This is a genomic window from Arthrobacter globiformis, assembly GCF_030817195.1.
GTDB classification, from domain to species: domain Bacteria; phylum Actinomycetota; class Actinomycetes; order Actinomycetales; family Micrococcaceae; genus Arthrobacter; species Arthrobacter globiformis_D.
The window spans coordinates 4,924,644-4,939,118 of the sequence record NZ_JAUSYZ010000001.1; the positions used below are offsets into that span (position 1 = coordinate 4,924,644).

Consider the following 14,475-nt stretch of genomic DNA (forward strand, 5'->3'; position numbering starts at 1 on the left):
TTCCATCTTCGATCGCCTGGCAGATGGGCACTACAGCATGTTCGGGCAGTCTTTCCCACCCAAAGGGATAGGGGGCTCACGGCAGGGTGTAGGGTCAGGAGTCAGGAACCTCTTTGGTTCCACTACAGGAGCGATCATGGCTGACAAGTCCCCCCGTCAAGCAGCATCCAAGAAATCCACCAAATCCATCAAGGAAAAGCGTGCTGACAAGCGGGCCGCCGCGGCACCCGCCAGCTCACTTGACAAGACCAGCGCCAAGCCCGTGCCGGCAAAGAAGAAGTGACCGTTTCACCGAACTACCTCACCCTTGGGGTGCTCTCCTCATCACGCAAACCTGATGAACAACGTGTTCCTCTGCACCCGCTCCACCTTGAACGCATCCCGCCGGAGCTGCGCCAGCACATGGTCTTTGAGCGCGGCTACGGGGAACGTTTCGGCTTTTCCGACGCCCAGCTGGCCCAGCTGGTAGGACGGCTGGCCAACCGTCAGGAGATTGTGGCGCAGGCGGACGTTGTTCTGTTACCCAAGCCCCAGCCGCAGGACCTTGCCGAGCTGCGGGACGAACAGGTTCTCTGGGGCTGGCCGCACTGTGTCCAGGACAGGGCCATCACGCAGATGGCCATCGACAAGAAGCTGACGCTGATCGCCTTCGAGGCCATGAACCACTGGGCATCCGACGGCGGCTTCGGCCTTCATGTCTTTCACAAGAACAACGAGTTGGCCGGCTACTGCTCGGTCATACATGCTTTGGCGCTGAGCGGGTCCACCGGGGATTACGGCCGCCGCCTCCGCGCCGTCGTCATCGGTTTCGGTGCCACCGCCCGCGGCGCTGTCACGGCGTTGAACGCACACGGCATCCATGACGTGCAGGTACTGACGAACAGGGGCGTTGCTGCGGTAGGCGCCCCGATCCATTCAGTGCGGATCACCCAGTTTGATCACGACGACAAGGCGCCGTTCCTTAGCCAGGTCATCACCGAACGCGGCCGGGTTCCCCTGGCCCCGTTCCTGGCCGAGAGTGACATTGTAGTCAACTGCACCCTTCAGGACCCGAACAATCCCCTGACCTACCTTCGGACGGAGGATTTGGCCGCGTTCCGGCCGGGAAGCCTGATCGTGGATGTGTCCTGCGACGAAGGCATGGGCTTCAGCTGGGCCAGGACCACTACCTTCGCAAAGCCGATGTTCACCGTGGGTGAGCACATCAACTATTACGCAGTGGATCACAGCCCGTCCTACTTGTGGGACTCCTCCAGCTGGGAAATCAGCGAAGCCCTCCTGCCTTTCCTCGAGCCAGTCATGTCAGGACCTGTGGCCTGGGATAACAGCGAGACCATCAGCAGGGCAATCGAGATCCGCGAGGGCGCCGTCCTCAACCCGGACGTGCTGGAATTCCAGGGACGCGATCCGGGCTACCCCCACGCCGCGCCCGCAACGGTGGTCAGCTAACGGACCACCATTTCCGGGGCGGAGCCGGCTCTGCAGACTCTTCTCCGGTGTGCTCTGCATCAGAATCTTCAGTCCGGTCAAGAACCTCCCACACGACCACCGCCAGGGTGACAGCGGCGGCCAGGGCCCCGGCGACGATCCAGGCGACGCGAGAGCCCTTGCCCGGCCGGTCCAGGCCGTGGCCCTCGATGCGTACGTGTGCGCGTCCAAACATCTCCATTCCCAACTTTCTCTGACCCTGCCGCGTCCCGGGCGGGACTGCAAAACGTATCGAGCACGATAGCAAGAGTCATCAGGAAAGCTGAAGCTGGCGTATTGGTGCTTGATCTTGTCGGCAGCCCCGACCGGTGGCAGGGTGGCGGCATGGCGATCGAAGTCCGTCCGGCGACGCTGTTTGAGGACGTGAAAGCGGTAGTGGGGCCCAAGCGGCCTGACGCAACGGTGTGCTGGTGCCTGAGCTACCGCATCCCCTCCAAGCAGAATGTAGAGCTGCGGGGTACCGCCCGCGGGGAACTGGTCCAGGAACTGCTTACGCAGGATCCGCCACCCGGGGTGCTGGCGTACGACGGCGGGGAGGCAGTTGGGTGGGCAGGTGTCCATCCGCGCGCCGATACCAGCTTCGCCCGCAACCGCCGCATCCCCCACGTGGACGATCTGGACGTCTGGTCGGTATGGTGCATCCGGGTCCGCCCGGGGTACCGGGGAAAGGGAATCTCGCATCGGCTGCTGCAGGGCGCCATCGACTTTGCGCGCTCCTACGGCGCTCCTGCCATCGAGGGTTATCCGGTGGACAATCAGGGCAAGAAGGTGGACCTCACCATGGCCTATGTGGGCACCCGCAAGCTCTTCGAGGAGGCAGGCTTCACCAAGGCCGCCGGCACCGACTCAGTCCTCAACGGCTTCCCGCGGGTACTCATGCGCCTTGACCTGCGCTGATTGCCCCCGTCCCCAATAACTTCCGAGGGCGTTAACGCGCTTAACGCAATGTCGGCTCCGTCACACTTCCCGGCATAGGATCAACACTGTGGATCGGCTGCCAGGCCGGCCCGCGCGGTCTCCCGGGAAAGCACGCTGCCGAAAACTACTTGAGAGTATGGATCATGGCTTCGAACAATGTCCTTGAATCCGATGCCGACGCCGAGGGCGAGGGCGGCCAGCAGGGTGGCGTCCAATCCGTCGACAGGGCGCTCGCTGTCCTGGAGATCCTGGCCCGCGACGGCCATGCAGGCGTGAGCGAAATCGCCGAGGAAATGGGCATCCACAAGTCCACCGTGTCCAGGCTGCTCGGTTCCCTCGTGGGCAGGGAGATGGTCCACCAGAACAGCGAACGGGGCAAGTATCAGCTCGGCTTTGGCATCCTGCGCCTGGCCAGTTCCATTCCCGGCCGGTTGAGCCTGGTCCGCGAGGCCCGCCCGGTACTCGAAAACCTCGCCGAGGAATTCAAGGAAACCGTCAACCTCGCCGTTCTCCGCTCCAATTACGCAGTCAACGTGGACCAGGCCATGGGGCCATCAACACTGGCCACCTACGATTGGGTTGGAAGCCTGACTCCCTTGCACGCGACGTCCAGCGGGAAGGTTCTGCTGGCAGCGCTGGCCGCAGATGAGCGTGAGCGCATCCTGAAGGAGACAGGTCTGCCGGCCCGGACACCGAAGACCATCACCAGGCGCGACAAACTCGAAAAGCAGCTGATCGATGTAGCCCACGACGGCTATGCAGTGGTCCTCGAAGAGTTCGAAATCGGGCTGAACTCCATGGCAGTGCCGGTCTACAACCATCTGGGAACGGTGATTGGCGCGGTCAGCATCTCCGGCCCGGCCTTCCGCTTCGACCCGGAAAAGGTACCGGGCCTCGTGGAGGGCCTCGGCCAGGCCGGCCTGCAGATCAGCGCCAACATGGGCTACACCCGCCGTTGACCCGGACCGCCGATGGAGCCGGACCGCTTAATCAGCGGCTCTGGAATTCGCTGGCGTCGGTATAAGCCACTTCTTTTCTTAATTGCCTAATGCGCAACAGTAATCACGATAAGCAACAGCTAGGGCATCAGACACCCCCTTGTCAAGAAGTGACGGCACCTTAAAAAAGTCCTTGACATCGCGTGTGAGCTGGCGCACTCTGTTGCTGAAGGCGAAGTGTGTTGATTACTGCGGAACGATTGAGCTAACCAAAGCTTCCGACGAAACCGTCGGTCCGCATTCACGAAGTCAGGATCGTCGACGGCGACCATCCTGGCTGTCGACTCCGTGGACGAGCTGAACCTGGCGCCGGGCCCAAACCCCGGCGGCACGGCTGGGCCGTCCCGCATATTCAATTAAGGAAACCCCTCATGACAATCAATAGTGACGTCACTATCGATGAAAGCAGTGAAGACGGTCGGGCCCCGGGGGTGGAACCGGTGTCGGAACGAGAACCTGAAACTCCCCAGGAAGACCTGGAACTCCTTCAGGCCCTGCGGGAAACCGAATCAGAACACGAAGAAGCGCGGCGCAGCAGCCACCTGTTCCGGAAGGGAGGCATCGACAAGGTAGTCTTCGGCGTCGCCGGAGTACTCACGCTGGCCTTTGTTATCTGGGGATTTGCCGGCAGGGAGAATCTGGCCGCGACTTCCCAGGTGGTCCTTGACTGGGTCATGAAAAACACGGGCTGGCTGTTCGTCTCCCTCTCCTCCCTGTTCGTGGTCTACGTGCTGTGGCTGGCAGTCAGCCGCTTTGGCAACATTCCGCTGGGGAAAGACGCGGAAAAGCCCGAGTACTCCATGGTCTCGTGGGTCTCGATGATGTTCGCCGCGGGCATGGGCATCGGCCTGATGTTCTATGGTGTGGCCGAGCCGCTTTACCACTACATCTCCCCGCCGCCGGGCACGGTTGACGGCCAGACGCCCGCTGCTATCCAGACGGCGATGGCAACCTCAATCTTCCACTGGACCCTGCACCCGTGGGCCATGTACGCGGTGGTGGGCGTTGCCATGGCTTACGGAACCTACCGCCTTGGCCGCAAGCAGCTCATTTCCACCGTCTTCACGTCCATATTCGGCATCAAGCGGGTGGAAGGCCCCATCGGCAAGCTCATCAACATGCTGGCCATCTTCGCCACACTCTTCGGAACGGCAGCATCGCTCGGACTTGGTGCCCTGCAGATCGGCAGCGGCATGGCGTCGAACGGCTGGATCGGCGGCCAGCTGGCCACCCCCGTGCTCGTAGTTATCGTTGCCGTACTGACAGCCTGCTTCGTGGCCTCGGCGGTCTCCGGGATCAGCCGCGGCATCCAGTGGCTGTCCAATATCAACATGGTCCTGGCTGCAGTCCTGGCCGTCATCGTGTTCGTGGCTGGGCCCACGCTCTTCATCCTGAACCTGATCCCGGCGGCAGTCGGCGACTATGCACGGGACCTGGCCGAGATGGCCTCCCGGACCGAGGCCGTCGGCGACGACGCCCTGCGCACGTGGATGTCCGGCTGGACCATCTTCTACTGGGCCTGGTGGGTCTCCTGGACCCCCTTCGTGGGCCTGTTCATCGCCCGTATCAGCCGCGGCCGCACCATCCGCCAGTTCGTCACCGGCGTCCTGCTGGTCCCCAGCATCGTCAGCGTGATCTGGTTCGGCATCTTCGGCGGTGCCGCCGTCAACATCCAGTCCACGGCAGATGCCACCCCGGACGCCGGCGATGGCCTGGCCAAGATCGTCGACGGAACTCCCTCGATTTCCTTCGACGGCGCCCTGTTCGACCTGCTTCACCACCTGTCCCTCCCCACTGGCATCGCCGCCGCAGTCTCCGTCCTGGCGATGGTCCTGGTGGCCATCTTCTTTGTCACCGGCGCCGACGCAGCATCCATCGTGATGGGCTCGCTCAGCTCCGACGGTGCTGAAGAACCACGCCGCGGCGTCGTTATCTTCTGGGGCACCCTCACCGGCGCCGTCGCCGCAGTGATGCTGCTCGCCGGTGGTGACAAGCCCGCCGAGGCACTCTCCGGACTGCAGCGCATAACTATCGTGTCTGCGCTGCCCTTCGTCATCGTGATGTTTTTGATGTGCTTTGCCCTCACAAGGGACCTGCGCAGGGATCCGCTGTCACTGCGGAGACGGCTGGTCACGTCCGTCGTCGAGCGCTCCATCCGCAGTGGAGTCGAACAGCACGGCGGCGTCCAGTTCGATCTGGTGACCAAGCACGAATGTGATGAACGATGCGCCAAGAATGAGCTTGATCCGAACGGGCACAAGCAGCACTAAGCGCTGAGCGGCCGGATCCGGGTGGCACAAGCCACCTGGATCCGGCCGCTCTGACGTTGGTCCTCTAAAGAAACGCACTCGCGGCTCACACTAGGAAAGGCATCTCATATGGCATCGGCGCCCGCCATGACACAGGTTGAAACGAAGCCGGATGAAGACCGCCCGGTTGATGACTGCGACTATCACGGCTGCTTCTTCTGTTCCGGCCCAGAGACCGACTGACTGCCGCTACATCGCCCCGGTGTGGCCAGCGCCCTCGCCGTCCTTACTGTTAGCGCGGTCCTCGCACAACCGGAACGCGATGTCTGCGGCCCGGGCAGTCGCTTCCCTGGAACCTTCCGAACCAGCGTTACCCTTCCCGGCTTCATGGCCGGCCACGTAGCCCACCATGAAAGCCGTCACCGGTGCCGCGGCATGAATTACTTTATCCGCAGCTTTCCTGGCCACATCCAGCAGCAGCTCCTGATCGACGTCGAGATCCGGGATCTGCAACGCCTTCGCCAACTGCTCGCACCACTCGGACAGGACCTGCATTTCATCGTCGACGGCCATGATCTCTCCTTGTACAGAACACTTCCGCTTGAAGCTGGTGCCCTGACCCTACAAGGCATGGCGACGTAAGTCATGGGGCTTTTGCTGGCGGGGCCCGTCGTTGCCATGCGGTTGGCCTCAGGCTCGGCCCAGGCCACGTTGACGCAGCCAAGTTCCGGCGCATACGATCGCTCATATATCAGTTACGTAGCTCACAAATATCAAAGGCATATCAGCCCCGCCGCTGATGGCCACCCAGAAGACCTCCGGCCACCGCTCCCCACCGACAGTGCCAAGCTCCTGCTGGGTGGACTGTATCAGCCGCAGAACACCCGAAAGGAACGCGATTTCATGGTTCATAAAGTGCAGGCAGTTGTTGTCAGGGCGAAGGATGCTCCGGTGTCGGTGGAGACGATTCTGGTGCCGGATCCGGGGCCGGGGGAGGCGTTGGTGGATGTGCTGACGTGCGGGGTGTGCCATACGGATTTGCATTACAAGCTGGGCGGGATCGGGGATGAGTTCCCGTATCTGCTGGGTCATGAGGCGACCGGTGTGGTCTCGGCGGTGGGCGAGGGCGTGACGGAGGTGGCCGTTGGTGACCGGGTGATCCTGAACTGGCGTGCGGTGTGCGGGCAGTGCCGGGCGTGCGCGAAGGGCCAGCCGCAGTACTGCTTCAACACCGCCAACGCGTCCCAGAAGATGACCCTGGAGGACGGCACCGAACTGTCTCCGGCGCTGGGGATCGGGGCGTTCGCGGAGAAGACCCTGGTCGCTGCCGGGCAGTGCACCAAGGTCGATCCGGACGCCGATGCGGCCGCCGTGGGTTTGCTGGGCTGCGGGGTGATGGCCGGGATCGGTGCGGCGATTAACACCGGTGAGGTCAAGCGCGGCGAGTCCGTGGCCGTGATCGGTTGCGGCGGAGTGGGGATCGCCGCGATCGCCGGCGCGAAGCTGGCCGGGGCGACGACGATCATCGCGGTGGACATTGACGAGAACAAGATTGCGATGGCGAAGTCCCTGGGCGCGACGCACGGGGTGAACTCCCGCACCACGGACCCGGTGGAGGCGATCCGGGCGCTGACCGGCGGGAACGGCGCCGATGTGGTGATCGAGGCGGTCGGCCGGCCGGAAACGTATAAGCAGGCGTTCTACGCCCGGGACCTGGCCGGGCGCGTGGTCCTGGTCGGTGTCCCGACCCCGGAGATGGTGTTGGAGTTGCCGCTTTTGGATGTGTTTGGCCGGGGCGGGTCGTTGAAGTCCTCCTGGTACGGGGACTGCCTGCCCTCGCGGGACTTCCCGATGCTGGTCTCGCATTACCGGCAGGGCAACCTGGACCTGGACGCGTTCGTGTCCGAACGGATCACCATCGACCAGGTCGAGGAGGCCTTCGAGAAGATGCACGGGGGCAAGGTCCTGCGTTCCGTCGTCGAAATCCAGCCCGCCACCAAGAACCGGCCGGCCACCGTGCAGGCGCAGGGAGCGTCCGTATGAGTGTCAGGATCGAGAACCTGGTCACCTCGGGCACGTTTTCGCTGGACGGGGGGACCTGGGATGTGGATAACAATGTCTGGATCGTCGGTGACGGGCAGGAGTGCGTCATCATTGATTCCCCGCACGACGCCGCCGCGATCATCAACCAGGTGAGGGGCCGGACGGTGAAGGCGATCCTGCTCACGCACGCGCACAACGACCACATCGGCGCCGCCCGCGAGGTCGCCCAGGCCGTAGGCGCTCCTATTTACATGAACCCGGAGGACCAGGTCCTGTGGGAACAGGTCTACCCCGGCACCACACCGGATAAGGCCATCGCGGACGGGGACGAGTTCGAAGTCGCCGGTGCGGTGCTGAAGGCGATCCACACCCCGGGCCACTCACCCGGGTCCACCTGCTTCCACCTCGAGAGTGAGAACACCGTGTTCACCGGGGACACCCTGTTCAACGGCGGACCCGGCGCGACCGGACGGTCCTACAGTGACTACCCGACCATCCTGGCCTCCATCCGCGAACGGCTCCTCACCCTCCCCGCGGACACGGTCGTCAGGACCGGTCACGGGGACAACACCACCGTCGCCGCCGAACGCGAAACCCTCGCCAAGGTGGCACAGTAAGAAACCGCAAAACACCGAATGGCCCCCGTCCAGCGATGGGGGCCATTTGCGTAACTCGTGTCATGTTCTCGACTACCACTGTGAGCTGACGCACTTTGTTGCATAAACTGAACCTTGTTGATTACTACGGAACACGTTGCGATCCCCCGCGCGGTCGCGTGTAGGAAGTCATAGTCCTGGACAGCGCCTTCTGGCCCTGGAGTCCGAGGACCAGCCGAACTTGTCCGCGGGGTGAACAGCAGCTCGCTGCACGTCAGTCCCGTCAATACCCAGTAAGGAACCCCTCATGACACTCAAAGGTGATGTCACAACCGAGCAAAGCAGCAAGAGTAGACAGGCCTCCCGCCGGCTCACGGCCTCCGACATAAACGTCGTGGACCAGCGGATGCTTAAGAAGGCCCTCGGCGGCACAGTCGTGGGCAACACCATGGAGTGGTACGACGTCGGCGTGTTCGGCTATCTGATCACCACCATGGGGCCGGTGTTCCTGCCGGAAGCGGACAGGTCCGTCCAGACGCTGTTCCTGCTCGGCACTTTCGCGGCCACCTTCATTGCCCGCCCCATCGGCGGCGTCGTGTTCGGCTGGCTTGGCGACAAGGTGGGCCGTCAGAAGGTGCTCGCCGCCACCCTGATGCTGATGGCGGCCAGCACGTTCGCCGTCGGCCTCCTGCCCGGCTACGCACAGATAGGCGTCTGGGCCGCAGCGCTGCTGGTACTCCTGAAGCTCGTGCAGGGCTTCTCCACGGGCGGCGAGTACGCCGGCGCCACCACGTTCGTGTGTGAGTATGCCCCCGACAAGCGGCGCGGCTTCTTCGCCAGCTTCCTCGACATGGGCTCCTATATCGGGTTTGCTCTGGGCGCTGCCACGGTCTCGGTCCTCCAGGTCACCCTCGGCGAAGCCGCGATGGAGGACTGGGGCTGGCGACTGCCATTCCTGGTGGCCGGGCCGCTGGGTCTGATCGCCATCTACTTCCGTAACAAGATCGAGGAGTCGCCCCAGTTCCAGGCGGCCCTGGACGCGCAGGAGTCAGCCGCCGTCGAAGCCGCCGCCGGCGATGCAGCAGTCGCCAAGGGCCCGGTGGGCATCATCGCCAGGTACTGGCGTCCGATCGTGCTGGCCATGATCCTCGCCGGTGCCGCCAACACCGTTGGCTACGCCCTGACGTCCTACATGCCAACGTACCTGACCGAATCCAAGGGCTACGACCCCGTTCACGGGACGTTGCTGACCATCCCGGTGCTGGTGGTGATGTCCTTATGCATCCCGCTCACCGGCAAGCTTTCTGACCGCATCGGAAGGCGCCCGGTCCTGTGGATCGGCGCCGGAAGCACCGTCCTGTTCGCGATCCCCGCCTTCACCCTGATCGGCATCGGCGAGATCTGGTCCACCCTGGCGGGCCTCTCCCTGGTCGCCTTCCCCGTGACCTTTTATGTGGCCAACCTCGCCTCGGCGCTGCCTGCCTTGTTCCCCACGTCAAGCCGCTACAGCGGCATGGGCATTGCCTACAACTTCTCGGTGGCGATTTTTGGCGGGACAACGCCCTTCCTGATCCAGGGCCTGATCCAGGCCACCGGCGACGACATGGCCCCCGCCTACTACCTGATGGGCACCTCGGTCATCGGTGCGATCGCCATCTACTTCCTTCGTGAATCCGCCCGCCGCCCCCTGCCGGGCTCCATGCCGAGCGTTGACACCGAGGAGGAGGCCCAGGAGCTTATCGCGTCCCAGCACACGTGGCGCTAGCCCCGGCCCCAAACAGCGGTGTCCCCGTCGTGAGAACGACGGGGACACTTTTTTCAGGCGGCAAACAGGGCCCCTGAGGCAACAAGCGGCCTGTTCAGGCGGCGAACAGGGCTGTCCGCACGGCCTTCTCAAAGCCGTCGACGTGGGCACGGGCCAGCTGCGCCGCACGGGCCTCGTCTCCGCCGATCACCGCTTTCAACAGCTCGACATGCTCGTGCACATGCCCGGAAAGGTTCGGCAGCCGGTCCAGCACCATGCACCAAATGCGCGTTGCCAGGTTGTCATAACGGATCAACGCGTCTTCCAGGTGTGGATTCGCGGCGGCGGCGTAGATTCCCTGGTGCACCCGGGCGTCCAGGCGCAGAGTCTCGACGACGGATGCGCTGTTTACGTCGAAGGCCTCCACTTCCTCCACGATGAGGCGGAGTCGGTCCCGGGTCGCCGGTGTGGCCACACGGGCCGCACGGGAAGCCGCGAGGGGCTCAAGCTGTGCACGGATTTCCGAGATGAACGCCAGATCCGTGACCTCCACGCGTGTGGCGAACGTGCCGCGCCGGGGATACGTCACCACAAGCCGGTCCACTTCAAGCCGTTTCAACGCTTCCCTGACGGGAGTACGGCCGACCCCGAGTTCCTTTGCGATTCCCTCGTCATAGAGGGGGTCCCCGGGCCGGATCTCCAGGGTCAGCAGGCTGTCACGTATCCGTTCGTAGGCCACATCGGCCAACGACCTCGAACCTCCGGCCTCAGTCACCGCCAAAGCTTCAAAAGCCACCGTTCCGCCTCTCCTGCGGGCCAACTATTGACCTCGTCCGCACACCAGTATACGCTGGCCATCACCGCTGATATATCAATAAGGTTATCAACCATATATCTAAAGGATTTGAAATGACTCTTGTGGAGACCGCCACAGAATCCAGCCCGGCGCCGCTGACGGAAGCCGCTGGAGAAACCAAGACCGGCAAGTTTGTGCTCACACTGTCGTGCGCCCAGCGTGCCGGGATCGTTCAGGCCGTGACCACTTTCCTGTTTGAGCGCGGATTCAACATTGAAGAGCACCAGCAGTTCGACGATGGTCTTCGCCAGTCCCTGCACCTGCGCACCGCCTTCTCCGGTGCGACGGGTTACGACCTGCAGAAGCTCGAAGAGGAGTTCCGCCCCATCGCGGAACGCTTCGAGATGAAGTTCGGCGTCCACGACGAGACCAAGACGCGCGTTCTGGTCATGGTGTCCAAGTTCGGGCACTGCCTCAATGACCTGATTTTCCGCTGGCGGGGCGGCAGCCTCGGCGGAGATCTTGCCCTGGTGGTTTCCAACCACGAAACGCACCGGGCGATGGCCGAGGCGGCCGGTCTTCCGTTCGTTCACATTCCGGTGACTCCGGAAACCAAGCAGGATGCCGAACGGCGCCTGCTCGAGCTCGTGGATGAGTACGACATCGACCTCGTCGTCCTGGCCCGGTACATGCAGGTGCTTTCCGATGACCTGTGCCGGTCCCTGGAGGGCAGGGCCATCAACATCCACCACTCGTTCCTGCCTGGGTTCAAGGGCGCCCGCCCCTACCACCAGGCCTACGACCGCGGGGTCAAGCTGGTGGGCGCGACCGCGCACTACGTCACCGCCGACCTGGACGAGGGCCCGATCATCGAGCAGGAAGTCATCCGCGTGGACCACAGCCACGGGCCCACCACGCTCTCCACCATCGGGCAGGACGCGGAGGCCCTGGCACTGTCCCGCGCGGTGCGGTGGCACTGCGAGCACCGGGTGCTGATCGACCAGTCCAGCACCATCGTCTTCCGGTAAGGCAGCCTTTCCACAGGCCGCAGAGGCCCACTACCTAAATCTGCAGGAGAAACCCATATGGCATCGACGCCACGTATTGTCATCATCGGAGCCGGCATCGTCGGGACAAACCTCGCCGACGAACTGGTCGCCCGGGGCTGGAACAACATTACGGTCCTGGACCAGGGGCCTTTGAACATGCCCGGCGGGTCCACCTCACACGCTCCGGGCCTGGTCTTCCAGACCAACCCGTCCAAGACCATGGCCTCCTTCGCCAAGTACACGGTCGAAAAGCTGCTGTCCCTGACCGAGGACGGCGTGAGCTGCTTCAACCAGGTGGGCGGCCTGGAAGTCGCCACCACCGAAACGCGTCTCGCCGACCTCAAGCGCAAGCTGGGTTACGCAGCCTCGTGGGGCATCGAAGGACGGATCCTCACCGCCACCGAATGCAAGGAGCTCTACCCGCTCCTGAACGATGAGAACATCCTGGGCGGCCTCCACGTTCCCAGCGACGGCCTGGCCAGCGCCGCCCGCGCCGTGCAGCTGCTGATCAAACGCACCGAGGCCGCCGGAGTCAAATACCGCGGCTCCACTACCGTGACGGGCATCGAACAGTCCGGGCGGCGGGTCACCGGCGTGCAGACCTCCGAGGGCGTCATCCCGGCCGACATCGTCATCTCCTGCGCCGGGTTCTGGGGCGCGAAGATCGGCGCCATGATCGGCATGGCCGTTCCCCTGCTCCCGCTGGCCCACCAGTACGTGAAAATCACCCCGGTTCCGGCGCAGAAGGGCAAGAACGAACTGCCCAACGGAGCCCAGCTGCCGATCCTGCGCCACCAGGACCAGGACCTCTACTACCGCGAACACGGCGACCGCTACGGCATCGGCTCCTACGCCCACCGCCCCATGCCCGTCGACGTCAACACCCTCGGCACCTACGCCCCCGAGAGCGTCAGCGAACACAACATGCCCTCCCGCCTGGACTTCACCCTCGAGGACTTCCTGCCCGCCTGGGAGGCCACCAAGCAGATCCTTCCCGCACTGGCGGAAAGCGAAATCGAGGACGGCTTTAACGGCATCTTCTCCTTCACCCCCGACGGCGGACCGCTCCTTGGCGAGTCCAGGGAACTCGACGGCTTCTACGTCGCCGAGGCCGTCTGGGTCACGCATTCCGCCGGCGTGGCCAAGGCCATGGCCGAACTGCTGACCACAGGCCGGTCCGAGACCGACCTGGGCGAGTGCGACATCACCCGCTTCGAGGACGTCCAGCTCACCCCCGAGTACGTGAGCGAAACCTCGCAGCAGAACTTCGTGGAAATCTACGACGTCCTCCACCCGCTCCAGCCCAAACTTTCCCCCCGGAACCTGCGCGTCAGCCCCTTCCACGCCCGGCACAAGGAACTCGGCGCATTCTTCCTGGAGTCCGGCGGCTGGGAACGGCCCTACTGGTTCGAATCCAACGCCGCCCTCCTCAAGGAGATGCCGGCTGAATGGCTGCCACCGGCCCGGGACGCCTGGTCCAACATGTTCAGCTCCCCCATCGCCGCCGCCGAAGCCTGGAAGACCCGCACGGCTGTGGCCATGTATGACATGACGCCGCTCAAGCGCCTCGAGATCTCCGGCCCGGGAGCCCTCAAGCTCCTGCAGGAGCTGACGACGGCGGACCTGAACAAGAAGCCCGGCGCCGTCACCTACACCCTGCTGCTCGACCACGCCGGCGGCGTGCGCAGCGACATCACCGTGGCCCGCCTGGACGACACCACCTTCCAGCTCGGCGCCAACGGCAACATCGACACCGCCTACTTCACCCGGGCGGCCCGGCACCAGACGCAAAGCGGATCCGCCACCGACTGGGTCCAGGTGCGGGACACCACCGGCGGCACCTGCTGCATCGGACTCTGGGGTCCCCTGGCCCGGGACCTGGTCGGCAAGGTCAGCGACGATGACTTCACCAACGACGGCCTGAAATACTTCCGGGCCAAGAACGTCGTCATCGGCGGGATCCCCGTTACGGCCATGCGGCTTTCCTACGTCGGTGAACTCGGCTGGGAGCTGTACACGTCCGCCGACAACGGACAACGGCTGTGGGATGCGCTCTGGCAGGCAGGACAGCCCTTCGGAGTGATCGCCGCCGGACGCGCCGCGTTCAGCTCCCTGCGCCTGGAAAAGGGCTACCGCTCCTGGGGAACCGACATGACCACGGAGCACGACCCCTTCGAAGCAGGGCTCGGATTCGCCGTGAAGATGGCCAAGGAGAGCTTCATCGGCAAGGCCGCGCTCGAAGGCCGGACCGAAGAAACCTCGGCCCGCCGGCTGCGCTGCCTGACCATCGACGACGGCCGGTCCATCGTCCTCGGCAAGGAACCTGTCTACTACAAGGAGCAGGCCGTCGGCTACATCACCAGTGCCGCCTACGGATACACCGTGGCCAAACCCATCGCCTACTCCTACCTGCCGGGAACCGTCTCGGTCGGCGACTCCGTCGAGATCGAATACTTCGGACGGCGCATCACCGCCACCGTCACAGAAGACCCGCTGTACGACCCGAAAATGACCCGGCTCCGCGGCTAAGCAGCCAGCAGGGCCCTCTGGGGGCTCGCAGCCCGGCTCATCCTCGCAACGGGAGCCGGGCTGCG

General features: G+C 64.0%; 13 protein-coding genes. 10 read left to right on the forward strand and 3 right to left on the reverse strand.

Going from position 1 to position 14,475, the window contains the following annotated elements:
• The first annotated feature begins 136 nt into the window (after window positions 1-136).
• Together QF036_RS22655 and QF036_RS22660 are read left to right on the forward strand one after the other, a co-directional pair.
• Window positions 137-283 carry a hypothetical protein gene (locus QF036_RS22655; protein WP_175305048.1) on the forward strand — a complete coding sequence of 49 codons (147 nt, stop codon included), beginning with the start codon at window positions 137-139 and terminating at the stop codon, window positions 281-283.
• Window positions 280-1,449: a N(5)-(carboxyethyl)ornithine synthase gene (locus QF036_RS22660; protein WP_307105407.1), complete on the forward strand. Its 1,170-nt coding sequence runs from the start codon at window positions 280-282 to the stop codon at window positions 1,447-1,449. Before QF036_RS22655 ends, QF036_RS22660 begins: the two co-directional genes overlap by 4 nt.
• On the opposite strand, the gene QF036_RS22665 is transcribed toward QF036_RS22660, so the two are convergent.
• On the reverse strand, window positions 1,442-1,669 hold the full coding sequence (locus tag QF036_RS22665) for a hypothetical protein (RefSeq protein ID WP_307105408.1): 228 nt from the start codon (window positions 1,667-1,669) through the stop codon (window positions 1,442-1,444). The genes QF036_RS22660 and QF036_RS22665 overlap by 8 nt on opposite strands.
• A 143-nt stretch (window positions 1,670-1,812) precedes the next feature.
• Here QF036_RS22665 and QF036_RS22670 point away from each other — a divergent pair, with 143 nt between their 5' ends.
• From QF036_RS22670 to QF036_RS22680, 3 genes are all read left to right on the forward strand, one after another.
• Entirely contained in the window at window positions 1,813-2,385 is a 573-nt protein-coding gene (locus QF036_RS22670; protein WP_307105409.1) for a GNAT family N-acetyltransferase, read from the forward strand.
• A gap of 164 nt (window positions 2,386-2,549) precedes the next feature.
• On the forward strand, window positions 2,550-3,365 hold the full coding sequence (locus tag QF036_RS22675) for an IclR family transcriptional regulator (RefSeq protein WP_307105410.1): 816 nt from the start codon (window positions 2,550-2,552) through the stop codon (window positions 3,363-3,365).
• Window positions 3,366-3,775: 410 nt separating this feature from the next.
• The gene (locus tag QF036_RS22680; RefSeq protein ID WP_307105411.1) at window positions 3,776-5,674 is read left to right on the forward strand and encodes a BCCT family transporter; all 1,899 of its coding nucleotides are present in this window, start codon (window positions 3,776-3,778) and stop codon (window positions 5,672-5,674) included.
• A 228-nt stretch (window positions 5,675-5,902) separates the two neighbouring features.
• On the opposite strand, the gene QF036_RS22685 is transcribed toward QF036_RS22680, so the two are convergent.
• Window positions 5,903-6,226 (reverse strand): DUF6457 domain-containing protein, encoded by a 324-nt coding sequence (locus tag QF036_RS22685; RefSeq protein ID WP_307105412.1) that lies wholly within the window; start codon window positions 6,224-6,226, stop codon window positions 5,903-5,905.
• Between the two features lie 330 nt (window positions 6,227-6,556).
• Here QF036_RS22685 and QF036_RS22690 point away from each other — a divergent pair, with 330 nt between their 5' ends.
• The 3 genes from QF036_RS22690 to QF036_RS22700 all read left to right on the forward strand — a co-directional run bounded on the left by QF036_RS22690 (window position 6,557) and on the right by QF036_RS22700 (window position 10,057).
• Complete coding sequence (locus QF036_RS22690) at window positions 6,557-7,696, forward strand: S-(hydroxymethyl)mycothiol dehydrogenase (protein ID WP_307105413.1); 1,140 nt, start codon at window positions 6,557-6,559, stop codon at window positions 7,694-7,696.
• Window positions 7,693-8,313, forward strand: coding sequence for an MBL fold metallo-hydrolase (locus tag QF036_RS22695; protein ID WP_307105414.1), 621 nt, complete (start codon window positions 7,693-7,695; stop codon window positions 8,311-8,313). Before QF036_RS22690 ends, QF036_RS22695 begins: the two co-directional genes overlap by 4 nt.
• Window positions 8,314-8,599: 286 nt before the next feature.
• Window positions 8,600-10,057, forward strand: coding sequence for an MFS transporter (locus tag QF036_RS22700; protein WP_307105415.1), 1,458 nt, complete (start codon window positions 8,600-8,602; stop codon window positions 10,055-10,057).
• Window positions 10,058-10,151: 94 nt separating this feature from the next.
• Here the strand turns inward: QF036_RS22700 and QF036_RS22705 are convergent, their stop codons facing one another.
• Window positions 10,152-10,832: a GntR family transcriptional regulator gene (locus QF036_RS22705; protein ID WP_307105416.1), complete on the reverse strand. Its 681-nt coding sequence runs from the start codon at window positions 10,830-10,832 to the stop codon at window positions 10,152-10,154.
• Window positions 10,833-10,945: 113 nt separating this feature from the next.
• Here QF036_RS22705 and purU point away from each other — a divergent pair, with 113 nt between their 5' ends.
• Complete coding sequence (gene purU, locus QF036_RS22710; RefSeq protein WP_307105417.1) at window positions 10,946-11,860, forward strand: formyltetrahydrofolate deformylase; 915 nt, start codon at window positions 10,946-10,948, stop codon at window positions 11,858-11,860.
• Window positions 11,861-11,917: 57 nt separating this feature from the next.
• Window positions 11,918-14,410 carry a GcvT family protein gene (locus tag QF036_RS22715; RefSeq protein ID WP_307105418.1) on the forward strand — a complete coding sequence of 831 codons (2,493 nt, stop codon included), beginning with the start codon at window positions 11,918-11,920 and terminating at the stop codon, window positions 14,408-14,410.
• Window positions 14,411-14,475 lie beyond the last annotated feature (65 nt).